The organism is Humidesulfovibrio idahonensis (assembly GCF_054657715.1).
This window is the reverse complement of record NZ_BAAHYE010000002.1, coordinates 199,498-221,812: the sequence shown is the minus strand read 5'-3', so window position 1 is coordinate 221,812 and position 22,315 is coordinate 199,498. Positions and strand designations below refer to the sequence as shown.

At 68.0% G+C, this 22,315-nt stretch carries 21 protein-coding genes and 1 riboswitch; of the genes, 15 read left to right on the top strand and 6 right to left on the bottom strand.

All coding sequences use genetic code 11. The features are described 5' to 3' along the window. Window positions 1-20: 20 nt before the first annotated feature. Window positions 21-611: a TrmH family RNA methyltransferase gene (locus tag ACYQ4W_RS01280; RefSeq protein ID WP_459851943.1), complete on the bottom strand. Its 591-nt coding sequence runs from the start codon at window positions 609-611 to the stop codon at window positions 21-23. A gap of 139 nt (window positions 612-750) precedes the next feature. Here ACYQ4W_RS01280 and ACYQ4W_RS01275 point away from each other — a divergent pair, with 139 nt between their 5' ends. The 8 genes from ACYQ4W_RS01275 to cobI all read left to right on the top strand — a co-directional run bounded on the left by ACYQ4W_RS01275 (window position 751) and on the right by cobI (window position 8,599). Further along, window positions 751-1,146, top strand: a complete 396-nt coding sequence (locus ACYQ4W_RS01275; protein ID WP_459851941.1) for a response regulator — start codon at window positions 751-753, stop codon at window positions 1,144-1,146. Window positions 1,147-1,168: 22 nt separating this feature from the next. Continuing rightward, entirely contained in the window at window positions 1,169-1,915 is a 747-nt protein-coding gene (locus tag ACYQ4W_RS01270) for an Hpt domain-containing protein (protein WP_459851938.1), read from the top strand. After that, window positions 1,912-3,552, top strand: a complete 1,641-nt coding sequence (locus ACYQ4W_RS01265; RefSeq protein WP_459851936.1) for a chemotaxis protein CheA — start codon at window positions 1,912-1,914, stop codon at window positions 3,550-3,552. The genes ACYQ4W_RS01270 and ACYQ4W_RS01265 overlap by 4 nt, the downstream gene beginning before the upstream one ends. A 231-nt stretch (window positions 3,553-3,783) precedes the next feature. After that, a riboswitch (cobalamin riboswitch) is annotated at window positions 3,784-3,972 on the top strand. Window positions 3,973-4,105: 133 nt separating this feature from the next. Continuing rightward, the gene (locus ACYQ4W_RS01260) at window positions 4,106-5,002 is read left to right on the top strand and encodes a sirohydrochlorin cobaltochelatase (RefSeq protein ID WP_459851933.1); all 897 of its coding nucleotides are present in this window, start codon (window positions 4,106-4,108) and stop codon (window positions 5,000-5,002) included. Between the two features lie 91 nt (window positions 5,003-5,093). Further along, entirely contained in the window at window positions 5,094-6,149 is a 1,056-nt protein-coding gene (locus tag ACYQ4W_RS01255; protein WP_459851931.1) for a FecCD family ABC transporter permease, read from the top strand. Then, entirely contained in the window at window positions 6,146-7,015 is an 870-nt protein-coding gene (locus ACYQ4W_RS01250; protein WP_459851929.1) for an ABC transporter ATP-binding protein, read from the top strand. The genes ACYQ4W_RS01255 and ACYQ4W_RS01250 overlap by 4 nt, the downstream gene beginning before the upstream one ends. Further along, on the top strand, window positions 6,906-7,892 hold the full coding sequence (locus ACYQ4W_RS01245) for an ABC transporter substrate-binding protein (protein ID WP_459851927.1): 987 nt from the start codon (window positions 6,906-6,908) through the stop codon (window positions 7,890-7,892). Before ACYQ4W_RS01250 ends, ACYQ4W_RS01245 begins: the two co-directional genes overlap by 110 nt. After that, entirely contained in the window at window positions 7,889-8,599 is a 711-nt protein-coding gene (gene cobI, locus ACYQ4W_RS01240; protein WP_459851925.1) for a precorrin-2 C(20)-methyltransferase, read from the top strand. The genes ACYQ4W_RS01245 and cobI overlap by 4 nt, the downstream gene beginning before the upstream one ends. Before the next feature lie 121 nt (window positions 8,600-8,720). Here the strand turns inward: cobI and ACYQ4W_RS01235 are convergent, their stop codons facing one another. Then, entirely contained in the window at window positions 8,721-10,097 is a 1,377-nt protein-coding gene (locus tag ACYQ4W_RS01235; protein ID WP_459851923.1) for a glycerate kinase type-2 family protein, read from the bottom strand. 223 nt (window positions 10,098-10,320) lie between these two features. On the opposite strand from ACYQ4W_RS01235, the gene ACYQ4W_RS01230 reads away from it, so the two are divergent. Next, window positions 10,321-11,541, top strand: coding sequence for an iron-containing alcohol dehydrogenase (locus tag ACYQ4W_RS01230; protein WP_459851921.1), 1,221 nt, complete (start codon window positions 10,321-10,323; stop codon window positions 11,539-11,541). Between the two features lie 89 nt (window positions 11,542-11,630). Here the strand turns inward: ACYQ4W_RS01230 and ACYQ4W_RS01225 are convergent, their stop codons facing one another. Next, window positions 11,631-12,692 carry a glycosyltransferase gene (locus tag ACYQ4W_RS01225; protein WP_459851919.1) on the bottom strand — a complete coding sequence of 354 codons (1,062 nt, stop codon included), beginning with the start codon at window positions 12,690-12,692 and terminating at the stop codon, window positions 11,631-11,633. A 135-nt stretch (window positions 12,693-12,827) separates the two neighbouring features. Between ACYQ4W_RS01225 and ACYQ4W_RS01220 the strand changes: the two genes are divergently transcribed. Further along, a complete protein-coding gene (locus ACYQ4W_RS01220) occupies window positions 12,828-13,304 on the top strand; it encodes a DUF134 domain-containing protein (RefSeq protein ID WP_459851917.1) in 477 nt (158 codons plus the stop codon). A gap of 18 nt (window positions 13,305-13,322) precedes the next feature. Next, window positions 13,323-13,697: a NifB/NifX family molybdenum-iron cluster-binding protein gene (locus tag ACYQ4W_RS01215; RefSeq protein ID WP_459851915.1), complete on the top strand. Its 375-nt coding sequence runs from the start codon at window positions 13,323-13,325 to the stop codon at window positions 13,695-13,697. Between the two features lie 167 nt (window positions 13,698-13,864). Here the strand turns inward: ACYQ4W_RS01215 and ACYQ4W_RS01210 are convergent, their stop codons facing one another. Then, the gene (locus tag ACYQ4W_RS01210) at window positions 13,865-14,731 is read right to left on the bottom strand and encodes an ABC transporter substrate-binding protein (RefSeq protein WP_459851913.1); all 867 of its coding nucleotides are present in this window, start codon (window positions 14,729-14,731) and stop codon (window positions 13,865-13,867) included. A gap of 172 nt (window positions 14,732-14,903) precedes the next feature. Here ACYQ4W_RS01210 and ACYQ4W_RS01205 point away from each other — a divergent pair, with 172 nt between their 5' ends. The 4 genes from ACYQ4W_RS01205 to ACYQ4W_RS01190 all read left to right on the top strand — a co-directional run bounded on the left by ACYQ4W_RS01205 (window position 14,904) and on the right by ACYQ4W_RS01190 (window position 19,100). Further along, window positions 14,904-15,125 (top strand): NifU family protein, encoded by a 222-nt coding sequence (locus tag ACYQ4W_RS01205; protein WP_459851911.1) that lies wholly within the window; start codon window positions 14,904-14,906, stop codon window positions 15,123-15,125. A 3-nt stretch (window positions 15,126-15,128) separates the two neighbouring features. Beyond that, the gene (gene gltX / locus ACYQ4W_RS01200) at window positions 15,129-16,523 is read left to right on the top strand and encodes a glutamate--tRNA ligase (RefSeq protein WP_459851908.1); all 1,395 of its coding nucleotides are present in this window, start codon (window positions 15,129-15,131) and stop codon (window positions 16,521-16,523) included. Between the two features lie 13 nt (window positions 16,524-16,536). Continuing rightward, window positions 16,537-17,574 (top strand): threonine aldolase family protein, encoded by a 1,038-nt coding sequence (locus ACYQ4W_RS01195; RefSeq protein ID WP_459851906.1) that lies wholly within the window; start codon window positions 16,537-16,539, stop codon window positions 17,572-17,574. Between the two features lie 617 nt (window positions 17,575-18,191). Beyond that, window positions 18,192-19,100, top strand: coding sequence for an Lcl C-terminal domain-containing protein (locus ACYQ4W_RS01190; RefSeq protein ID WP_459851904.1), 909 nt, complete (start codon window positions 18,192-18,194; stop codon window positions 19,098-19,100). A gap of 31 nt (window positions 19,101-19,131) precedes the next feature. Here ACYQ4W_RS01190 and ACYQ4W_RS01185 read toward each other — a convergent pair whose 3' ends face one another. Beyond that, window positions 19,132-20,121, bottom strand: coding sequence for a hypothetical protein (locus ACYQ4W_RS01185; RefSeq protein WP_459851902.1), 990 nt, complete (start codon window positions 20,119-20,121; stop codon window positions 19,132-19,134). 315 nt (window positions 20,122-20,436) lie between these two features. Beyond that, on the bottom strand, window positions 20,437-22,281 hold the full coding sequence (locus tag ACYQ4W_RS01180) for a methyl-accepting chemotaxis protein (RefSeq protein ID WP_459851900.1): 1,845 nt from the start codon (window positions 22,279-22,281) through the stop codon (window positions 20,437-20,439). Window positions 22,282-22,315: the final 34 nt, after the last annotated feature.

The following is a 22,315-nucleotide window of genomic DNA, read 5'->3' as shown; positions in this document are numbered from 1 at the left end:
GGCATCGCAGCGCCTCGGCGCTACTTGTCGCTCCACTCCAGGGCCAAAGCCTCCAATTCCTCCGGGGACAGGGCCGGAGTGTCCAGGAGCCCCGCGCGCCGGCGCTGGGAGAACATCTCGTACAGAATGACCGCCGCGGCCACGGAAACATTGAGGCTTTGCACCATTCCCTGCATGGGAATGTAAAGCTCCTCGGCCACCTGGTCGATGAGTTCCGGTGACGCGCCGCGATGCTCGTTGCTCAGGATCACGGCCGTGGGCTTGGTGAAGTCGAAGTCGTAAAGAGGCTTTGCGGTTTCGGAAAAGCCGGTGCGGATGACCTGCATGCCCGCCTGCTTGAGGCCGGAGAGCATTTCCGGGGCGGACTCGTGGCCCACGCGCTCAATCCACTTTTTGGCCGAGGCCGAGGACTTGGTGCCCATCTCCGGCCATTTTTCCGTGGTGTAATACAAATGGATGCGGAACAGCCCGAAGGCGTCGCAACTGCGCAAAATGGCGGAGACATTGTGCGGATTCCAAATGTTGTCCATGACCAGCGTGACGTCGGTCTGACGGCGGGAGAGCACGCCGTGAATACGCGCCGCGCGTTCGGGTGAGATGAAGCCTCGCATGAGCGCGCTTGTACTCACAACACTGCCCCCGCGCAAGTGCGCAGAACATGAGCCTTGCACTATCTGTTGTTGACTTTTTCGGTGGTTGCGCGAATACATTACACACACCAAGCGGCCTGTCCGCCGTGGGAGGAAGGGTATGCGAGCGCTTATAGCCGAAGACGAATTTCTGGGCCGGAAGGTGCTTTCCGTGTTTTTGAACACCCTGTTCGAGGTGGACGTGGTGGTCAACGGCGTCGAAGCGCTGGAGGCCTTCAAACTTGCGCATGCCGAGGGTCGGCCGTACGAACTCCTGCTCATGGACATCATGATGCCGGAGATGGACGGCCTTGAGGCCCTGCAGAAAATACGCGACTACGAGCAGACCCTGCCCGGCAAGCCGAGCGTGAAGGTGCTCATGACCACGGCCCTCGACGACCCCAAGACCGTCATACGCTCGTTCCACGATGGCGTGGCCTCCGGCTACATCGTGAAGCCCGTGCGCAAGGACAAGCTCTTCGAAGAACTCCAGAAACTCGGTTTCATCGTGGCGTAAGCCCGTCAAAAAGGATTTTCTTTTGAGCGACGCCCTGTCCGAGGAATTCTTCGCCGAAGTCGGCGACAAGTATTATCCCCAGGTGCTGGAAGGCCTGGAGCTTCTTGGCGCCGGCGAAGTGGCCGCGGGCATAGAGGTGCTGGCCCGGCCCCTGCACACCATCAAGGGCGTCACCGGCTTCATGCCCGGGTTCGAGGCCGCGAGCGCCTTCACCCACAAGGTGGAGAGCTTCCTCAAAAAATTGCAGGCGGGCACCCTGGAGCACAGCGCCGACAACATTTCCCTGGCCGCGCACGGCGTCAACTCCGTGTTCGCGGTCATCGAGCAGATACGCGACCTTGGCGCGCCGGACCAGTCCGAGATAGACGCCGTGTGCGAGGTGCTTGCCGCCGCCGCGGGCGAGGGCGGCAAAACGGCCAAGGCCAGCAGCGACCATTGCCTCGCCGTGGAGCAGGAGCCTGGGGCCACAGTGCTGCGCCTGAGCTGCCCGCGCATCCACAAGAAGTCTCAGGCCGATGAGATCGTGGGCGCCATCCTCGGCCTGCCGCAAACCACGCCCGTGGTCCTGGATGTCGCGGCGGTGAAGAGCTTCGGCTCCGGCGTGTGGGAGGACATCGCGGCCCTGGCCGGCATGTGGACCATCCGCGTGCGCGGGCTGTGCGGCGCCTGCCGCGAAAATTTCTACGCCTGGGACTTCGACGCCGTCATCCAGCCCGTGGCCAAAGCCGGGGATGTCGAATGCGGCCTGCCCGAGGGGAGCGTCCAGTGAGGGACCACATCCGCCAGTGCATCGCCCCCCTGGAGGAGAAGATCCTTCTGCTGGAGGACGGCCGGCCCACAGCCAACGACGTGTCCCATGTGCTGGAGGCCCTGGGCCTTTCGCACCTCAAGCTGGCCTCGGCCCAGGTCATTTCGCTTTTAGACATGCTGGCCGACGGCATAACCCCGGTCAACGAGCCCATCGTCACCGCGCTGTTGCGCCTGTGCGAGGCGCACAAGAAGTTCCTGTACGCCCTGGCGGGCGTGCTCGACCAGCCGAAAACCGCCACAGCGCCGCCGGTGCTGGAATCGCGGGCCGCCGAAGCGAGCGCTCCCCTGGCCGTTGCGGAACCCGAAGCCGCAGCCTCCCCTGCCGCCGAGCCCCCTGCCGAGGACGCGGACAAGCACGCCGAAAAGGCCCTGGCCGCCAGCAAGCAGGGCATCACCAGCATCCGCGTGCCCACCGAACGCCTGGACAGCCTGATCGAGCTGGTGGGCAAGCTCATGGTCACCTTTGCGGTGCTCTCCCAAAGCGGCATGCGCGGGGCCACCCTCTCCGCCTCCACCCTGGCCGAGCTCGACACGGTCATCACCGGCCTGCAGACCCAGGTGGACGCCATCCGCCTGGTGCCGCTGAAGCAGATCTTTTTGCCCATGAACCGCCTGGTGCAGAGCCTGAGCCAGAAGATGCAGAAGAAGGTGCGCTTCACCATCACCGGCGATGAACTGGCCCTGGACAAGACCATTGTGGAAAGCCTGAACGAACCCCTGGTGCACCTGTTGCGCAACGCCCTGGACCACGGGCTGGAGACGCCCGAGGAACGCGCCGCCGCGGGCAAGGACGAGACCGGCGCGGTCAACCTGACGGCCTACCGCAAGGGCGACACGGCCTATGTGGAGGTGAGCGACGACGGCCGGGGCCTGAACGCCGCGAAAATTTTGAAGAAAGCCCAAGAGCGCGGCCTGGTGGAGCCCGGCCAGGAACTCTCCGACCAGGAGGTCATCCAGTTCATCCTCTCCTCCGGCTTCTCCACGGCGGAGAAAGTCACCGACGTTTCCGGCCGGGGCGTGGGCATGGACGCCGTGGCCAACGCCGTGCGCACCACCCTCGGCGGCGACATCAAGATCGAGAACCTGCCCGCCGCCGGCTCGCGCTTCACCCTGTCCATTCCGCTTTCGCGCTCGGTGAACGAGGGCATTGTGGACGCGCTTGTGTGCCGCGTGGGACCGGAGACGCTCATCGTGCCCTCGCGCGACGTGCTGGAGATATACGCGCCCCAGGCCGAAGACCTGGTGTCCCTGCCCGACGGCAGCGAGGCCGTGAGCGTGCGCGGCCAGATCTTCCACCTGCTGCGCCTGTGCCGGCACCTGGGCCTGGGCGACTCCTGCCCGGGCATCGAGCGCGGACTCATCATCACCGTGCGCATGGGCGAGGCCGGCGCGGCCCTGCTGGTGGACGAGGTGCTGCGCCAACAGCAGGTGGTGGTCACCGGCTTCACGGTGCCCGTGCAGGACATTTACACCCTGCCCATTCTGGGCTTCGGCATGATGGGCGAAAGCGACGCCCTGGTGCTCGACATCGAAAAGCTGCTGGCCGAGGTCAGCGCGCCCGTGGCCGCGCCTGTCGAGGCGCCCGCACCCCGCTGATGCGGCTCATTGGCGCACGCCGCCCGTAGCTGACGCCCTGCGACGATGCCTCCGCTTGCCGCCCCATCCATTGATGCACATCCTTTAAGCTCATCCATTGACGCTCATCCATTGACGCCCTTGCTTTGCACGCCCCGCAAGCGCCCATTGCCGACACCCTTCGTGGCCGCGCCCCGCTGATGCGGCTCATTGGCGCACGCCCGCGCCGCTTGACACCCCTTCCCCGACCGACTAACCACTATTGTGTCCGGTGCCCCGCAACTGCGGGGTGAAGAGGGAATCCCGTGTGAATCGGGAGCGGACCCGCCGCCGTGAGCCCCGCAAACGATCGGTCCCCTAGCGCGCCACTGGGAGAAAACTCCTGGGAAGGCCGGGGCCGATGGGGTGAGTCGGAAGACCTGCCGGATACTGTGTCATGGCTTCTCGTCGGCAACGAGGGCTTTTGTCCGACGGGACATGCTAAGGGACGAATACGGGAATCCCTTTCCGCACCATTTCTGCGGGAAGGGATTTTTTGTTGTCCCCCACCCGCCCTCCATCGTGGAGGTTCCGCATGCGTCAAACCGCATTGGCCGCGCTCTTGCGCGCCGTTCTCTCGCTGACTCTTTGCCTGGCCCTGGGCCAGACCGCCCTTGCGGGCGAAGACAAAAAACACGCCGAGCCCAAGCACGGCATCCTGCTGGTGGCCTTCGGCACCAGCGTGCCCGAGGCCGTGGCCGCCATCGACTCGCTGAAGCAGCAGGCCGAGGCCGCCTTCCCGGGCGTGCCCGTGCGCCTGGCCTATTCCTCCAAGATCATCCGCGACAAGATCGCGGGCGAAGGCATACACAAGCGCTCCCCGGCCCAGGCCCTGGCCGACATGGCCGCCGAGGGCTTCACCCACGTGGCCGTGCAGTCCCTGCAATCCATACCCGGCCGCGAATACAACGACATCAAGGCCACGGCCGAGGCCTTCCAGGCCATGCCCAAGGGCATCAAGCACGTGAGCGTGGGCCGCCCGCTGCTGTATGGGCCGGAGGACATCGACGCCACGGCCAAGGCCATTCTGCCCTCCCTGCCGCAGCACAAGAAGGGCGAGGCCGTGGTGCTCATGGGCCACGGCACCGAACATCCGGCCAACGCCGCCTACTCCGCCCTGCAGCTCGCCCTGTGGAAGCTCGACCCCGGCGTCTACGTGGCCACGGTGGAAAGCGCGCCCACAATCGACGACACCATCCAGACCCTGAAGCGCCACGGCGTGCGCACCGCGTACCTCGTGCCCCTCATGAGCGTCGCGGGCGACCACGCCCACAACGACATGGCGGGCAAGGAGGACGACTCCTGGGCCAGCAAGCTCTCCGCCGCGGGCATTGCGCCCAAGCCGGTGCTGGTGGGGCTGGGCAGCCGCCCGGCCGTGTCCCGGCTCTGGATTGAGCACCTGAAGGACGCGGATAAGGAACTGGGCCTCTAGCATGGCGGCGGAGGCCAGAACCGGGGGCAGGGGCGAAGACGCAAAAACGGACGTCCTCGCTTCAGAAAGGCGGCGGTCCATCCGTTCCGCCGTGCTTGCCCTGGCGCTCTTGGCCTCCGCCGTGCTGGCCTCCGTGCTGCTGGCCTGCTGCGTGGGCAGTTTTCCCGCAACGCCGGGCCAGGCCCTGGGAGCGCTGCTGCAGGCCGCGGGCTTCGCTTACGGCGCGCCCGTGGACCCAAGCCTGTCCGTGGTCATTGTGGACATCCGCCTGGCCCGCGTCGTGCTGGCGGGCATCACCGGGGCCGCGCTGGCCATTGCGGGGGCGGCCTTCCAGGGGGTGCTGCGCAATCCCCTGGCCGATGCCTTCACCCTGGGCGTTTCCGGCGGGGCGGCCTTCGGGGCCTCGCTGGCCATTTTGAGCGGCCTTGCCGGGGCCGCAGCGCTTTCCGGCGACGACCGCGCCCTGCCCGCCTGCGCCCTGGCGGGCGCGCTGGCCGCCCTTGGGCTGGTGCTGGGCCTCTCCCGCGCGGGGGGCGGGCCGCTCTCCAGCCTGCGGCGCGAGACGCTGGTTCTGGCGGGCATCGTGATCTCCACCTTTCTCTCCGCCCTTATTTCGCTCTTGAAGAGCCTGGACGAGGAAAGCGTGTCCAGCATCGTGTTCTGGATCATGGGCAGCTTTCAGGGCCGGGGCTTCGAGCATGCGCAGCTGGCCTGGCCGTACATGCTGCTGGGCGCGCTGCTCGTGTTCTGGCGCGCGGGCGAGCTGGACGTGCTCTCCCTGGGCGAGACCCAGGCGCGCATGCTGGGGCTCGATGCCGGGCGTTCGCGGCTGTGGCTGCTTTTCGGCGCAAGCCTGCTCTCCGGCGCGGCCGTGGCCGTATCCGGCGTCATCGGCTTCGTGGGGCTGGTGGTGCCGCATCTGGTGCGGCTGGTGCTGGGCGCGGGGCACCGCAGGCTGTTGCCTGCCTCCGCGCTGTTGGGCGCGCTGCTGCTCATCTGGTCCGATGTGCTGGCGCGCAGCGTGCTGCCCGGCGGGGCCGAGCTGCCCGTGGGCGTGGTCACGGCGCTGGTGGGCGGACCGTTCTTCTGCCTGCTGCTGGCGCGCAAGGGCCTCGCCTCCGGCAAAAACGGCGGAGGCCGGGCATGATCCGCGCGCGCAACCTCACCTGCGGCTATGCGGGCCGGGCGGTGCTGCACGGCGTCAGCCTGCATCTCGCTCCCGGCGAATTCGCCGCCCTGCTGGGACCCAACGGCTCCGGCAAGACCACCCTGCTGCTGGCCCTGGCCGGACTTCTGCCCGCCATGACCGGCAAAGCGGGGGCCCATTGTGCGGGGTCCGGCGGCGCAGGCTCCGACGGCGCAGGCTCCGGCGGTGTGGAGATCGCCGGCCGCGACCTGGCCACTCTCCCCGTGCGCGAGCGCGCCCGGCTCATCTCCTGCGTGCCCCAGGGCGCCACGCCGCCCCAGGGCTACACCGTGCGCGAGCTGGTGCGCATGGGCCGCTTCGCCAGCTCCGGCTTCTGGGGCGGCTACGGCCCGCAGGACGAGGCCGCGACCCAGGCCGCCCTGGCCGACGCCCATTGCCTGGACCTGGCCGAGCGCCAGGCCGGAGAGCTTTCCGGCGGCGAATTCCAGCGCGTGCTGCTGGCCCGCGCCCTGTGCCAGGGCCGCGGCGCCCTGCTCCTGGACGAGGCCACCAGCGCCCTGGACCTGGCCCGACGCGTGGAGGCCTTTGATCTGCTGGCCGCGCAGAACCGCCAGGGCAGCACCGTGCTCACCGCCGTGCACGACCTCAACCTGGCCGCGCTCTACTGCCCGCGTCTGATCTTCCTCAAGGCCGGACGCATCGCCCTCGACGGCCCGACCACGGACGTATTCACCGAAGCGAACCTGAAGGACATCTATGAAACGGACATCCGCGTGGCGCCGCATCCCGTCACCGGCGCGCCCCAGGCGCACCTGGTGCCTGGCGCTCAGCCTCGTTCCGGCCCTGCTGCTGCTCTTCTCGGCTAGGGCGCAGGCAGGCGTCAGCATCACCGACGACGCGGGCCAGACCATAGCGCTCGAGCGACCCGCCGGACGCGTCATCGCGCTGTACGGCGCGTTCAACGAGATCCTCGACGGCCTGGGCCGGGCCGAGGCCATCGTCGCGCGCACCGACGCCGACCGGCTGCCCGCGCGCATCGCCAGGCTCCCGGTCATCGGCACGCACATGCGTCCCAACGTGGAGGCCGTGCTGGCCCAGCGGCCGGACCTCGTGCTCCAGATGGCGGGCCGCAAGGAGGCCTCGCTCCCGGTGGAGGCGCTGAAGAAGCGCGGCCTGCGCGTGGCCGTGTTCCATGCGTCGAGCTTCGCCGAACTCTTTTCCGTCATCCGCCGCGTGGGCGTGCTGACCGGCAGCGACGCGCGGGCCGAGGACATGGTGCGGAGCATGGAGGCGCGGCTGGCCGCGTTGGACGCCCGTGTGGCCGCCGCCAAGGACCGGCCGCGCGTGTTCTACGAGGTGCGCTCGCCCAACATGCTGGCCGCCGGAGGCTCCGGGCTCGTGGCCGAGATCATCCGCCGCGCCGGGGGCGTCAACTGCGTGGAGGACAAGGCCAAGTTCGCCCGCGTGAGCGAGGAGGAGATCATCCGCCTGGCGCCGGAGGCGTATCTCATCCAGCGCGGCCCCATGAACCCGGCCCCGCTGCCTTTGAACAGACGCCCGCGCCTGCGCACCATCCCCGCCGCCACAAGCGGCCGGGCCTGGTTCGTGGACGAGCAGAAGTATGCGCGGCCAGGCCCGCAGAGCATCGGCGCCGCCGAGGAACTGGCCGGCCTGCTGCATCCGGAGCTCAAGACGCTGAACACGCGGCCCGCCAAGACCGCAAAGCATAAGGACAAAAAATGACCCGCTACGGCACTCTTTACGGCATAGGCGTCGGCCCCGGCGACCCGGACCTCATCACCCTCAAGGCGGTCAAGACGCTGCAACGGGTCGACGTGGTGCTGGCCGCGGCCTCCACCAAGAACGAGGCCTCCCTCGCCCTCAGCATCGCCAGCCCGCACCTGCGGCCCGACGCGCAAGTGGTGCGCCTGAACTTCCCCATGACCCGGGACCAGGCCGTGCTGGACCAGGCCTGGCGCGAGAACGCGGCCACGGTGGCGGGCATTCTGGGCGCGGGCAAGAGCGCCGCCTTTCTGACCCTGGGCGACCCGCTGACGTACAGCACCTTCGGCTATCTGCTGCGCACCCTCAACGGCCTGCTGGCCGAGATCCCGGTCCAGGTCATCCCCGGCATCACCAGCTACCAGGCTGCGGCGGCCTTTACCGGCCGCGTGCTGGTGGAAAGCGGCGAAAACCTGGCCGTGGTTTCCGGCGTGGCCGGTGAGGAGGAGCTGACGCGGGCGCTGGAAAACTCACAGTGCGCGGTGATCCTGAAGGCCTACAAGAACATGCCCGTCATCCGCCGGGTGCTGCAAAAGCTTGGCCTCGGCGACTCCAGCGTGTTCGTCACCCGCCTGGGGCACGAGGGCCAGGAGGTCATCACCGGCATGGACAACGTGCCTGAAAAACCGAGCTACTTCTCGCTGATACTGGTGCGCAAAGGGGCCTAGGGCCGCATCGGGCGCGGCAGCCCTGGCCGGTAGGCCCCGTCAAGCGGACCTGTCGAGCAAAGCCAGGCAACGGCTCCCACGGCTGACCGCGACGGCGCGAGGTCAGCCCGCGCAGGGGCCCTTACTCCACCAGCAGCATGTGCAGGTCACACACGTTGGTGCGCGTGGGCCCGGTCTTGTACAGCCCGCCGATGGCCTCGAAGAAGTGATAGGAGTCGTTGGCCTTGAGGGCTCCGGAAAGGGACAGGCCCGCCGCGCGCGCGCGCCGCAGCATGGCTGGCGAGGCGTAGGCTCCGGCCGCGTCCGTGGGGCCGTCCGTGCCGTCGGTGGAGGCGGACAAAAACGCGATGCCCCGGCCCTGCTCCGGGTCGCGCTCCATCTCGGCCAAAAAAGCCAGTGCCATTTCCTGGTTGCGTCCGCCCTTGCCGTCGCCGGTCAGGGTCACCACGGTCTCCCCGCCCACAATGACGCAGGCCGGCCGCGCCACCAGCATGCCCGTGCGCCGCACATCCTGCCCGATGCCCGACAAAAACCGCGCCACCTCCCGCGCCTCTCCCGTGAGCTGGCAGGTCAGGGGCGCGACGTTGTAGCCCAACTCGCGCGCCTTTTCGCACGCGGCCATGAGCGCGGCGTGGTTGGTGCCGATGAGCAGGTTCGTGGCCAGCGCAAGGGCCGCGTCGCCGGGCTTGGGCGTTTCGGCTATGGCTCCGGCCGCGCCCAGCTCCAGGGCGCGCAGCACCTCGGCCGGAATGGCCCGCTCAATGCCGTAGCCGCGCACAATGTCGAGCGCCTGGGCGTAGGTGCTCTCGTCCGCGCTGGTGATGCCCGAGGCGATGGTGTCCAGCCGGTCGCCCACCACGTCTGACAAAATGAGCGACAGGCTCGTGGCCGGGGCCAGCAGACGCAAAAAGCGCCCGCCCTTGAGTTCGGAAAGATGCTTGCGCACGCAGTTGATCTCGCGGATGTCCGCCCCGCAGGCGAGCAGCGCGCGGGTCACGGCCTGCTTGTGCTCCAGGGTGAGCCGCACCTGGCGGCCGCCGTCCATGTACGTCATGGGCGCGGGCAGCAGGGCCGAGCCCCCGCCGGAGATGAGGTTGATGACCAGGGTGTCCTCGTCCGCCCCGCGCGCCAGCTCCGCAATGTGCGCCGCAGCCGCCACGCCCGCCTCGTCGGGCACCGGATGGGCGGCCTCGGCCTGCTCGATGCGCGAGAGGACCTCCGTGTGCCCGTACTTGGTGCACACCAGCCCGCCGGAAACGCGCGCGCCCAGAATCTCCTCCACGGCCTTGGCCATGCGCGCGGAAGCCTTGCCGCAACCCAGGACCAAGACGCGGGAAAAGCGCGAAAGATCCGTCTCGAAGCGCTCGGCCTCCAGCTCCACAATGAGGCGCTGGCCCTCAAGCCGCATGCGCTGTTTGATCATGCCGTAGGGGTCGATGCGCGTGAGCGCGGCCTCGAAAACGCTCCTCAGGATCTTGAACTGCGCTTCGCTCTGCATGGGGCCTCCGGGGGGTGACGTTTGTCCAGGCTAGGCGTTTTGCTCATGGGATTCAAGCTCAAGGCTTCGCATGGGCCGAAGCCACACTCAAAATAATACCGCCCGTGGCGGTGTTGACGCATCCCCCTGCGAGGACTAGTTTGTGATTGTCTTCACAAGAAAGCGCTGTCCGATCAGCGACACCTGAAACAAATGCAGCAACGCAATATTGAAGGAGCCTCACATGTGGGACACGACAATAGATCTGTACGCGGTCAAGGAAGTCAGGACTCGGACAACAACATATCTTGGCGTCGGCGCTGTTGCGAAGATGCAGGAGATCGCCGCAGCTCTCAAGTCCCGCGGAATACAGAGCGTGCTTTGCGTCACCGGAGGCCATTCCTATAAGCTTACAGGAGCCTGGGACCATGTTGTGTCCGCCTGCGAGAAGCAGGGCATCCGCATCACCCTGTACGACCGCGTGACGCCCAACCCCACCACGGACGCCATTGACGAAGCCGCGCGCATGGGCGCGGAGGCCGGGGCCCAGGCGGTCATCGCCATCGGCGGCGGCAGCCCCATCGACGCGGGCAAGAGCGCGGCCATCCTGCTGGCCAATCCCGGCAGGACCGCGCGAGAGATTTACAGCTTCACCTTCATCCCGGAAAAGGCAGTGCCCGTCGTGGTCATCAACCTGACCCACGGCACCGGCAGCGAGGTGAACCGCTTCGCCGTGGCCACCATAACCGACCTGAACCACAAGCCGGCCATCGCCTACGATTGCATCTACCCCATCTTCTCCATCGACGACCCGGCGCTGATGGTCAAGCTCTCGCCCTCGCAGACGCGCTTCGTCTCCATCGACGCCGTGAACCACGTCATCGAGGCGGCAACGTCCGTCACGGCCAATCCGCTCTCCGTGCTCTTGGCCGAGGAGACCATCCGCCTGGTGGCCAAGTACCTGCCCCTGGCCATCGCCAAGCCCGACGACCTGCGCGCGCGCTACTGCCTGGCCTATGCGGCCATGATCGCGGGAACGGCCTTCGACAACGGGCTTTTGCACTTCACCCACGCGCTGGAGCACCCTTTGAGCGCGGTGAAGCCGGAACTGGCCCACGGCCTGGGGCTCTCCATGCTGCTGCCCGCCGTCATCCACCAGTGCTACCCGGCCCAGCCCGTGGTGCTGGCCCAGATTCTGCGGCCCATCGTGCCCGGCCTGCAAGGCCTTGCGGGCGAGGCCATGACCGCGGCGCGCGGCGTGGAGGCCTGGCTGGCCAGCGTCGGCGTGGCGCAAAAGCTCACGGATGAGGGCTTCGGCGGCGCGGACATCGACCGCCTATGCGACCTGGTGGAGAACACTCCATCCCTCGGCCTGCTGCTCTCCGTGGCGCCGGTGCCCGGCACCCGCGACCGCGTGGCCGCCATCTACCGCGAATCCCTGACCACGCTGCCCAAGACGGCCTAAGGCCACCAGGCATCCACACCAAACGACAAACAAGGGCGGAAGGGAGCAATCCCCTCCGCCCTTGCGCGTTGTCGGTCTCGGCGTCCGCCTCAGTGTTGCCGGCGCTCCATCCACTGGGCGAAGCGCGCGGCCTGGTCCGGCAGGTTGAAGCTGGCGCGCGCGTGCTCCCAGGCGGCGCGGCGCAGGGCCAGGCGCTCCTGCTCCGGCAGGGTGAGCAGCACGCGCAGGGCCTGCTCCAGCCCTTCGGGTCCGGGGTCGGGCGGAGCCAAAAACGCGCGGCAGGCGGGCGGCCAGATCTCCGGCACGCCGCCGCTGGCCCGAGCCACAGGCGCAAGCCCCGCGGCCATGGCCTCCTCAAGGGCTATGCCCAGGGGCTCGATGAACGTGGGCAGCACGAACACGTCGCCGCGCGCCAGCAGCGCGGGCACGTCGGTCGTGAACCCGGCCCACTCCACGCTCTCCGCCAGGCCAAGGGCCTCCGCCCTGTCCTTCAGCTCCTGCTCCAGGCTTCCCCTGCCCGCAATGACCGCGCGGAAGGCCACGCCGTCGTCCTTGAGCCGCGCCAGGGCGGTCAGCAGGTCCGCATGGTGCTTGTCCGCATTGAGCTGGCTGGTGGCGACGACCACGGGCGGAGTGTGCGCGGCCAAGGCCGGAACCGGCGGCACGCGCACGCCGGGGTGCAGGGCGTGGGTCTCCTGGCCCTGCATGCTCGGCACATGGATGAGGATGCGCTCGCCCACATACCGGCTGCAGCACAACAGCCGGGGCCGCAGCAGGCGGTGCACCAGGCGCACCATGGGAATGTCTTCAAAGTCGCCGCCGCTGCCCACGTGCTGCACGATCTGCAGACCCAGAAGCCGGGCTGCCACGCCCGCCGTGCGCAGGTCCCTGGCGATGTTCACCACCACCACGTCCACGCGGCGGGTGAGGAAGAAATAGAAGAAGTAGGCGATGGCCAAGGGGTTGAAGTCGAAGCCGAAGTTCACCGCGCGCGCGGCCACGCCCTGCAACGCCGCCTTGTCCACAAACTCGCCGCCACGGCCGAAGATCCACACGGCGTGCCCCTGCGCTTGCAGCGCGGTGGCCATGTCCAGGCACCAGGTCTTCACCCCGCCCCATTTTCTCGTGGCGTTGACAAAGGCTATTCTCATCGGCGTTGGTTCCCCCCGCGCTCATCTTGGCGCGCAATAGCATGCGGGCAATCAAGCGTCTAGAACGGGAAATTCCGCCCCCTCCCCTTGACATAACGGGCATATGCCCATAACTACACCGTCACGGAGGAACACATGCCCAGACCACGCTGCTGCCGACGCATCGCAGGCGCGCCCTGCGCCCGCCTGTTCAAGCCCGCGGGGCAGCCCGCCTCCACCTTGGAGGAAGTGACGCTGACCCTGGAGGAATACGAGGCCATCCGCCTGGCGGACTTCGAGGCCCTGTACCAGGAGGACGCGGCCAAGCGGATGGGCGTCTCGCGGCAAACCTTCGGCCGGACCATAGCCCAGGCCAGGGGCAAGGTGGCGCGCGCGCTGGTGCTGGGCTGCGTGCTGCGCATAGAGGTCACCGAGGCCGAGGCGGAAGCCCTGAGCGCCAAGCCGGACATGCGCGATTTTCTCTGCAAGGCCTGCGGGCACACCTGGCAGGAGCCCTTCGGCACCGGCAGGCCCGCGGCCTGCCCCGCCTGCAAGGGCGGCGATTTTCATCGCAAGGGCTGCACCGGGAGCGGTTCCTCCTGCGGCCACTCGGAATCAGCCGAAAAACCATAAATCCCTTTGGAGGGAACCATGACCAAGATCGCAGTCCCCACACGCGGCGGCAAAGTGGACGAGCACTTCGGCCACTGCGAGTCGTTCACCATCTTCACCATCGACGACGCCAAAACCGTGGCCGCGAAAGACGGCTTCACCCCGCCCCCGGCCTGCGGCTGCAAGTCCAATCTCGTGGGCACCCTGGTGGAGATGGGCGTTTCCGTGCTCATCGCGGGCAACATGGGCGAGGGCGCGGTGCAGAAGCTCGGCCAGGCGGGCATCAAGGTGTTCCGCGGCGTTGGCGGCGATGTGGACGAGGCCGTGCAGGCCTTCCTCGAAGGCAAGATCAAGGACAGCAACATTCTTTGCGCCGCCCACGCCCACGGGCACGACTGCTCCCACGGGCACTAGGCCGGCTTCCGCTTCCGGGCGACGACCCGCCGGACCAAGGTGTCGCGCAAGCGCACGCCACAAAGACAACGAAAGGCCAGCCGCGCAACACGGCTGGCCTTTTTCATGGGCACACGCTGCAAAATAGCGAGGAAAACCGCCGGGCCCTCCGCCCGGCAGCCCTGCCGCTAGTCGTCGTACTTCTTGGCGTACGCGGCGTCGTCGTACAACGCCTCGCCGATGGTCTTTCTGCCGTAGTTGCGGATGATCTCCTGCCCGGCGTCCGAGGCCACGAACTCGATGAACTTCGCGGCTGTGGCCGCGCCCGGCGTGGCTCCGGCGGGCTGGGCCAGGGCGTGATAGGTGTTCACCAGATACTTGTCGCCCCGGAAGAGGATCTTGAGCTTGGGCAGGGCCTTCTTTTCCGCCGCCCAGGTGCTGGAGTCGGTCATGAAGTAGCCGCCCTCGTCGTTGGCGCGCAAGAGCGTCGCGGTCATGAAGGCCTTGGTGACCACATACCACGCGCCCGCGGGCTGCACGCCCGCCTGCTTCCACACGCTCAGCTCCTTGCGGTGCGTGCCGGAGTCGTCCCCGCGCGAAAAGAACTTCGCCTGGGCGGCGGCAATGGCCCGGTACGCCTCGGCCGCCGTCTTGGCCTGGGCGATCTTCGCCGGATCGGCCGCAGGGCCCACGATGTAGAATTCGTTCGATCCGATGAGCACGCGGCCATTGGCCCAGCCGTCGGCCACGGCCTTCTTCTCCGCCGCGGGCGCGTGGACCATGATCATGTCCACGGCCTTGGACTTCAAGAGGTCCAGGGACTCGCCGCTGCCCGCCTTGACCCAGTCGAGCCGGGCGTCGCTTTTGGCGGCAAAGGCCTCGCCCAGCTCGCGCAGCAGGCCCAGCTCGCCCGGGCTGCCCGTGGCCAGGCTGAACACGTTTTTGCCCTTGCCGTACGATTCCGTCACCTTGGCTCCCGGCTCCGCCTGGGCGGCGCCCACAAAGACAAGCGTCCACAACGCCAGTACGGCGAGAATTTGAACCTGTTTGCGCATGCTGTCCTCCCAGTCACGTTTTGTATCGGATTAGACACAGCACTAGCCGAGGGAACCAAAGGCGTCAACAGCCGCACCCGGCTTCGTTGACAGCCCAGGCCAAACGCCGTAGTTCTGCGCCAGTTTTCCCCGCTGCTTCGGCGGGGCATTTTTTCCTTTGGAGGCACGACCCATGCGCGAGAAAGTTGAGGCCGCTCTGGCCAAGGTGCGGCCCATGCTGCAGGCCGATGGCGGCGATGTGGAGCTGGTTGAGGTGACGGAGAACGGCATCGTCAAGGTGCGGCTGACCGGCCGCTGCCAGGGCTGCCCCATGTCCAAGGCGACCCTCAAGAACGGCGTGGAGCGCATCGTGCTGAAGGAAGTTCCCCAGGTCAAAGCCGTCGAGGAAGCCTGAGCCATGAGCATCACCACCCGCTTCGCCCCCTCGCCCACGGGCTACCTGCACATCGGCGGCGCGCGCACCGCGCTCTTCAGTTGGCTGCTCGCCAAGAACAAGGGCGGCCATTTCCTGCTGCGCGTGGAGGACACCGACCGCGAGCGCAGCACCAAGGAAGCCACCGACGCCATCATCCAGGCCATGGCCTGGCTCGACCTGGCCGCCGAAGGCACCGCCGTGTTCCAGAGCGACCGCTTCGACATCTACAACAGCTACATCGACAAGCTGCTGGCCACCGGCCACGCCTACTGGTGCGAGTGCACGCCGGAGGAAGTGGAGGCCATGCGCGAGAAGGCGCGGGCCGAGGGCAAGAAGCCCAAGTACGATGGCCGCTGCCGCGAGCGCGCCCTGGGCCCCGGCGCGGGCCGCGTCGTCCGCTTCAAGACCCCGCAGGACGGCGTCACCGCCTTCCACGACATGGTGAAAGGCCCCACGGCCGTGCAGAACGCCGAGATGGACGACATGATTCTGCGCCGCAGCGACGGCTCGCCCACGTACAACCTCGCCGTGGTGGTGGACGACCACGAAATGGGCGTGACCCACGTTTTGCGCGGCGACGACCACGTGGCCAACACCCCGCGCCAGGTCCTGCTGTACCAGGCCTTCGGCTGGGACGTGCCCAATTTCGGCCATGTGCCCATGATCCTGGGCCCGGACAAGGCCAAGCTCTCCAAGCGCCACGGCGCCCTTTCGGTCATGGAGTACAAGGTCATGGGCTACCTGCCCGAGGCCCTCGTCAACTATCTGGCCCGGCTGGGCTGGAGCCACGGCGACCAGGAGATCTTCAGCCGCGAGGAGCTCATCAATCTCTTCTCCACCGGCAACCTGGGCAACTCGCCGTCGGTCTTCGACATCAAGAAGCTGGAGTGGCTGAACGCCCACTACATCAAGGAGTCCGCGCCGGAGCGCCTGGCCGCGCTCCTGCCGGACTTCATCGCCGAGCCCGAGGGCCTGAACCTCGACCCGGCCTATCTGGCGAGCATTGTGCCGCTGCTACAGCCGCGCGCCAAAACCCTGGTGGAAATGGCCGACATGGCCCGGTTCTTCCTGCTGCCCACGGACCGCGTGGTCTATGAGGAGAAGGCCGTGGCCGACCAGCTGAAGCCGGAGTCGCGCGCGCTGCTGGCCGAGCTTTTGCCCATCTACGAGGCCGCCGCCGACTACACCGACCACAAGGCCCTGGAGGCCGCCACCCAGGCCTTCCTCGACGCCCGCGAGCTGAAGTTCAAGGCCGTGGCCCAGCCCCTGCGCGTGGCCCTCACCGGCAAGACCGCCAGCCCCGGCCTGTTCGAGACCATGTGCGTGCTCGGCAAGACCGAATCCCTGGCGCGCATCAAACGGGCCTTGGCCCTGTAGCCGGGCGGCGATCATGTCACACGAACCCTGTTTCGCCAGCGACAACTACGCGGGCGTGCATCCGCGCGTCATGGAGGCCCTGGCCAAGGCCAACGAAGGCCCGGCCAAGGCTTATGGAGCCGATCCGCTGACCGAGGCGGCCCGCACGCGCATCCAGCATGTGCTGGGCCACCACGCCGAGCCCTTCTTCGTGTTCCTGGGCACGGCGGCCAACGTGCTGGCGCTTACGGCCATGACGCGGCCGCACCACGCCGTGCTCTGCGCGGAGTCCGCCCACATCAACGTGGACGAGGGCGGCGCGCCGGAGCGGCACCTGGGCTGCAAGCTTCTGAGCGTGCCCACGCCCGACGGCAAGCTGACCCCGGAGCTCTTGCGCCCGCAGCTGGCGCACCTGGGCAACGAGCACCACAACCAGCCCCGCGTGGTCTCCATCGCCCAGGCCACGGAGCTGGGCACCCTGTACACCCCGCTTGAAATCCGCGACCTGGCGGACTTTGCCCACCAGCACGGCCTGTACCTGCACATGGACGGCGCGCGGCTGGGCAACGCGGCCGCGGCCATGGGCCTGACCCTGCGCGAGACCTCCTCCAACCTCGGCGTGGACGCGCTCTCCTTCGGCGGCACCAAAAACGGCCTCATGTTCGGCGAGGCCGTGGTCTTCTTCCGCCCGGAGCTGGCGCGCGACTTCGCCTTCATCCGCAAGCAGGGCATGCAGCTCTGCTCCAAGATGCGCTTCATCGCCGCGCAGTTTCTGGCCCTGCTCGAAAACGACCTCTGGCGCGAAAACGCCAGCCACGCCAACGCCATGGCCCAGTATCTGGCAGACAAGCTCGCCGGCGCGCCGGGCGTGGTCATCGCCCAAAAGCCGCAGACCAACGCGGTGTTCGCCGAGCTGGCCCCGGCGGTCATCACCCGCCTGCAGGAGCGCTTCGCCTTCTACACCTGGGACTATGAGCGCAACCTCGTGCGCTTCATGACCTCCTTCGCCACCACCGAGGCCGAGGTGGAGACCTTCGCCGCCGCCGTGCGCCAGGAGGCCCTGGCGGGCTGATGCTGACGGCTGATGCCGCCTGTCTGGTGCCGCCTGTCTGGTGCTGACGGCTGGTGCTGACGGCTGGTGCAGCCCGCCTGATGCGGGCGTTGTCCCTCGATCCTGCGGCGGCACGCGGTCTTCACCTGACCAGCCGCTGGAATCAGCGCTGAAATCAAGCCCCCAGGGGAGTTCCCCGCCACTCGGGCGCTCCCACCACAACACCTCGCAAAGGCCTCCCGAAACGCTTCGGGAGGCCTTTTGTTTCTTCCCCCGGCTGGCTGCCGCCGCAGCTTCGGCATTGGGAGCAAAGGCGATGCGAAGCGGCTCCGCCCTGGGGAACGCCGCCTGGCATGCTTTCGGCGCGAGCGCCGGACGAATGGCCGACGAAGTAGGCGTGACGGCGCGCGACGGGCATGTGACTGGCGTGTGATGAGCGCGCGACGGGGCGTACTGTCGGCGTACAGTAAGCCCACTGTAGGCGCACGGTGGGCGCACTTTTGACGTCCGGACCCCGCGCGAGCGCCGCGTGGAGGATTCGCGCCTGGCCGGTGCGCGCCCTTGCGGGCGTTCCGCCTCTGCGTGTAGGCTTTGGCCAGCGCCGCCGCCATGACCATGCGGCGCGGAAGCGAGGTCCCATGCCGCGACACATTCTGCCCCCCACCCAAAGCGCCGCGAAGCCGCGCTTCATCCTCCACGGCCCGGACCTGGCGGAGGACGCCGCCACCGGGCTGTTCTGGCCGCGCTCGGCCAACATCCTCGGCTACGGGCTGCCCTGGAATGAGGCGCTCGCCGCGGTGGCAGGGCTGAATCGCGAGAACCATCTGGGCCATGCGGATTGGCGCATGCCCAACCGCCGCGAGCTGCGCTCCCTCGTCGACCACGGCAACAAGCAGCCCGCCCTGCCCGCCGGGCACCCCTTCCGCGAGGTCTTTCTCGGCTGGTACTGGACGAGCACCACCAAGGCCGGACAGCCCGCCTACGCCTGGAACGTGCATTTCGAGGGCGGCCGCATGTTCTACAGCCGCAAGGACGAGTTCCGCCTGCTCTGGCCCGTGCGCGGCGCAAGCGCGCTGCTGCCGCAAACCGGACAGCTGTCCTGCTACGACGCCGAGGGCCTTGCCCTGCCCTGCTCCGGCAGCGGCCAGGATGGCGCACTGCGCGCGGGCGCGCCCTGGCCTGCGCCCCGCTTCGAGCCCGTGGCGGAGGGCATGCTCGACCAGCTGACCGGCCTGTGCTGGCAACACCCGGCCGCACTCGACGCGCGCAACCTGACCTGGGAGCAGGCCCTGGCCCTGGGCGGACACGGCTGGCGGCTGCCCGACATCAATGAATTGGAATCGCTTGTGGATGCGCAGCGCGCCGAACCGGCCCTGCCGGCGGCGCTGGAACGGGCGGAGGCCTGGCCTGAGGGCTTCTGGTCCGCCACCACAAGCGGCTTCGACCCGGCCTGGGCCTTCGTGCTCTATGCGCGCAAGGGCGCGGTGGGCGTGGGGTTCAAGACCGGCGGCGACTTCGCGGCCTGGCTGGTGCGCGAGGCGGGTTGAAGACGCGTCCGCGGATAGTGCGCGGCGGCGGCTAGCGCACCTGCTCGTCCAGCAGCGGCAGGTCGGCCTGGGCCTTGCGGATGCGCGCCAAGGCCTCGGTGATCTCCGGCACGGGCTTCACGGCCCGCTTGTCCGCCAGCTCGTAGTCGCTGCGGGCCTTATCCAAATCCCCGGCATATTCCGCGCACACGCCGTTCAAATACGGCAGGGCATAGCCCGCCCGGTGCGCGTCCGAAGCGCCGAGCCACAGGGAGCAGGCCTTGTCCATGCGCCTGCCTTTGGCATAGGCCACGCCGTTTTCAATGCTCGCCTTGAGCGGCGCGGGAATGCCGGAGTCGTCGTCGGTCAGCAGGCGTATCTCCACCTGGACGAAGTGCGGCGCAATCTGGTTGCGGAAGCGCTGCACAGCCCTTTTGCGCGCGTCCGCCACAAGGGTCATGCCGTTGGTCAGGGGCTCGTCGTCCACGCCGTGGCAGGCCTTGCTCACTTCGCTTTCCGCAAATTCGGCGCTGGTGATGATTTCGCCCGTGGCCGCGCTGACGACCTTGGGCGTGAAGGCGAAGACGCCGGTGCGCCGCACGCAGCGGACAGGACGCATGGCGGTCTTGCGACAGGAGCCGTTCTCGCGCCAGGCCACGCAGACCGAGCGCTGCTCCGTTTCGTAGGCGTCGCGCCAGTCGCTCTGCGACACGGTGCCGAGCACGACGGCCTCGGCCCCGGCCACCTTGCCCTGGCGGCGCAGCCGGGCCAGATCGCCGGCATCGTCGCCGATGCCCCGCAAGGCGCGGGCGTCCACAAGGGTGAAGTAGGGCTTTTGCCCAAAAGACACGGCCGCCAGGGAGTTCTCCACCGCCGCGGTGGCGACCCCGCCAGCGTCGTTGCGGAACTGCGTCACGGCGAGGCGGCGCAGTTTCGTGGTTTCCTGCACCTGCGCGGGCTCCATGGTCTCCAGGGTTATGCTCGGCGCGGCGCACCCGCCAAGAATAAAGGCCAGCAGCGCCACACAGCAATACGCTCGCATCAGGATGCTCCTTGTCGCCGGGTATGCGCGCCAGGCGATTCGCCCAGCCCCGCACCAGCCGCATACCCCAGGGGAAGTCTCCCGGCAAGCGCTGGAGCCTCCGGCGCACTCGCGCAGGCAGGGTTCAAGCACGGGGGCGGCACAAAAAAAGCCGACGCGGTGTTTTCACGCCGCGCCGGACCTTTGGCCTCGTTTCGAGTCAGGGGAAAGCGCCCCCATCACCGGGGCCGCACCCATGGAATGCTTCGCCTCTGCGGAGCCCAGGACGGACCATCGCCGTTCGATCGTCCGTCTGGCGGCTTGGGCTGCCGCCGCCTACACGGCCTTCTTCTGCAGTTCGCCGATGAGCTGGCGCAGGGCCACGGTCTGCCCGGCCAGCCCGGTGATGGCCTGGCTGGCCTGCTGGGCCAGGGCGTTGTTGTCCTTGGCCACGGAGTCGATGCGCCCCAGGCTGCGGGTGATCTCCTCGCTGGCGGCGGACTGCTCCTCCGCGGCGGTGGCGATGGAGGCCACCTGCCCGGCGGCGCGGTCGGCCATGGTCATGATCTCGACCAAGCGCTGGCCGGATTCCGTGGAGCGGTCCTCGGCCTGCTGCATGGCCTGCATGGCGTTGTCCATGCTGTCCACGTTGGTGCTTGTCAGGGTCTGTATGCCCTGGATGGTCTCGCCCACTTCCTTGGTGGCGTGCATGGTCTTCTCGGCCAGCTTGCGCACCTCGTCGGCCACCACGGCGAAGCCGCGCCCGGCGTCGCCCGCGCGGGCGGCCTCGATGGCGGCGTTAAGCGCCAGCAGGTTGGTCTGATCGGCAATGTCGTTGATGACGCCCATGACCTGGCCGATGGCCACGGACTGGTCGCCCAGGCGCTGCATGTTGGCGCGCAGCTCCTCGGACATGGTGCGCAGGGTCCGCATGGCCTCCACCGTGGCGCGCACGGCCTGCTCGCCCTCGTGGGCCTTCCCGCGCGAGGCGTCGGTCTGCTCCGCCGCCTGGCCCGCGTTGCGCGCCACTTCGAGCACTGTGGCGTTCATCTCCTCCATGGCCGTGGCGGTTTCGGCCACGCGGGCCATCTGGTCGTCCGCGCCGGTGGTGATGTTGCCGGAAAGCTGCGAGAGCCCCTCGGACGCCTGGGCCAGCTCGCGCACAACGAGCTCCAGCTTGGCGGCGGCGGCCACCATGCCCTGTTGCGAGGCCTGGGCCTCTTGGGCCAGGGCGTCGGCGCGCTTGGCCTCCTCAAGGGCGGCCTGGGCCTGCTCGTGGGACTCGGCCTCCTTGGCGGTTATGCTCTCCATGTTGGCGCGCAGGGTGTCCACCATGCGCAGGAGGTCGCCCTGCAGAGCGGCTATCTCGTCCTTGCCGGTCACTTCGATGCGCACGTTGAGGGAGCCGCCGGCGATTTCCTGGGCCGTGGCGATGGCCTGACGCAGGGGCCGGACGATGGATCCGCCCAGGGCCATGCACAGGGGCAGCACGGCGAAAAGCAGCAGGGCCGCGGCCACGCCGAGGGTTATGCCCACGCGGGTGTTGGTCATGGAGTTCAGCGTGGCGGTTATCTTGGCCTCGGCCGCGGCCACGTTGTCGATGTAGATGCCGGTGCCGATCCAGTACGGCGTGTTGGGAATGGCCTCGGCATAGCCCAGCTTGGGCTGCTGGCCCTTGCCGGGCTTGTCGAACACGAAGGAAATGAAGCCGCCGCCTTTTTGCGCGGCCTCGAACAACTGGCGCACGTAGACCACGCCGTTGGCGTCCTTGGTCTCGCCCAGGTCCTTGCCGATGAGCTGCTTCTGGGTGGGGTGGGCGGCGTTCACCGTGCCTTTGTAGACGAAGAAATAGCCGGAGCCGTCGGATTCGAAGCGCACGTGGTCCACGGCCTTGGCGATGAGCTCGATCTTGGCGGCGTCGTCCGGCATCCCGGCGGCCAAATCGCCAAGCGCCTGGGCCTGGGCATGGGTGAGGGCCTTGATGCGTCCCTGCTCTCCTTCCATCATCAGATTCTTGGTGACGCCGACACTGGTGCCGCTGATGCTTTGCGCGGTGAGATAGAACGCCGCAAGCAATCCGGCGACGAACAGGGCCATGATGGCGAACAAGGAGTATATGCGCGTTGAAATGGAGTAATTCCTCAGCACAAAAGCCTCGCGGTTGTTGACTTCACTGGACAAGGCTCCGCCCTTGCGGCGGAGCGCGACAATAAAA

Bases quoted from the DNA above. Each gene is read 5' to 3' on its own strand.
- ACYQ4W_RS01210 (WP_459851913.1), bottom strand. From the start codon at position 14,731: ATGCGCAAACAGGTTCAAATTCTCGCCGTACTGGCGTTGTGGACGCTT.
- ACYQ4W_RS01280 (WP_459851943.1), bottom strand. From the start codon at position 611: ATGCGAGGCTTCATCTCACCCGAACGCGCGGCGCGTATTCACGGCGTG.
- ACYQ4W_RS01250 (WP_459851929.1), top strand. From the start codon at position 6,146: ATGATCCGCGCGCGCAACCTCACCTGCGGCTATGCGGGCCGGGCGGTG.
- ACYQ4W_RS01230 (WP_459851921.1), top strand. From the start codon at position 10,321: ATGTGGGACACGACAATAGATCTGTACGCGGTCAAGGAAGTCAGGACT.
- ACYQ4W_RS01275 (WP_459851941.1), top strand. From the start codon at position 751: ATGCGAGCGCTTATAGCCGAAGACGAATTTCTGGGCCGGAAGGTGCTT.
- cobI (WP_459851925.1), top strand. From the start codon at position 7,889: ATGACCCGCTACGGCACTCTTTACGGCATAGGCGTCGGCCCCGGCGAC.
- ACYQ4W_RS01205 (WP_459851911.1), top strand. From the start codon at position 14,904: ATGCGCGAGAAAGTTGAGGCCGCTCTGGCCAAGGTGCGGCCCATGCTG.
- ACYQ4W_RS01195 (WP_459851906.1), top strand. From the start codon at position 16,537: ATGTCACACGAACCCTGTTTCGCCAGCGACAACTACGCGGGCGTGCAT.
- ACYQ4W_RS01190 (WP_459851904.1), top strand. From the start codon at position 18,192: ATGCCGCGACACATTCTGCCCCCCACCCAAAGCGCCGCGAAGCCGCGC.
- ACYQ4W_RS01225 (WP_459851919.1), bottom strand. From the start codon at position 12,692: ATGAGAATAGCCTTTGTCAACGCCACGAGAAAATGGGGCGGGGTGAAG.
- ACYQ4W_RS01185 (WP_459851902.1), bottom strand. From the start codon at position 20,121: ATGCGAGCGTATTGCTGTGTGGCGCTGCTGGCCTTTATTCTTGGCGGG.
- ACYQ4W_RS01215 (WP_459851915.1), top strand. From the start codon at position 13,323: ATGACCAAGATCGCAGTCCCCACACGCGGCGGCAAAGTGGACGAGCAC.
- ACYQ4W_RS01245 (WP_459851927.1), top strand. From the start codon at position 6,906: ATGAAACGGACATCCGCGTGGCGCCGCATCCCGTCACCGGCGCGCCCC.
- ACYQ4W_RS01260 (WP_459851933.1), top strand. From the start codon at position 4,106: ATGCGTCAAACCGCATTGGCCGCGCTCTTGCGCGCCGTTCTCTCGCTG.
- ACYQ4W_RS01220 (WP_459851917.1), top strand. From the start codon at position 12,828: ATGCCCAGACCACGCTGCTGCCGACGCATCGCAGGCGCGCCCTGCGCC.
- gltX (WP_459851908.1), top strand. From the start codon at position 15,129: ATGAGCATCACCACCCGCTTCGCCCCCTCGCCCACGGGCTACCTGCAC.
- ACYQ4W_RS01235 (WP_459851923.1), bottom strand. From the start codon at position 10,097: ATGCAGAGCGAAGCGCAGTTCAAGATCCTGAGGAGCGTTTTCGAGGCC.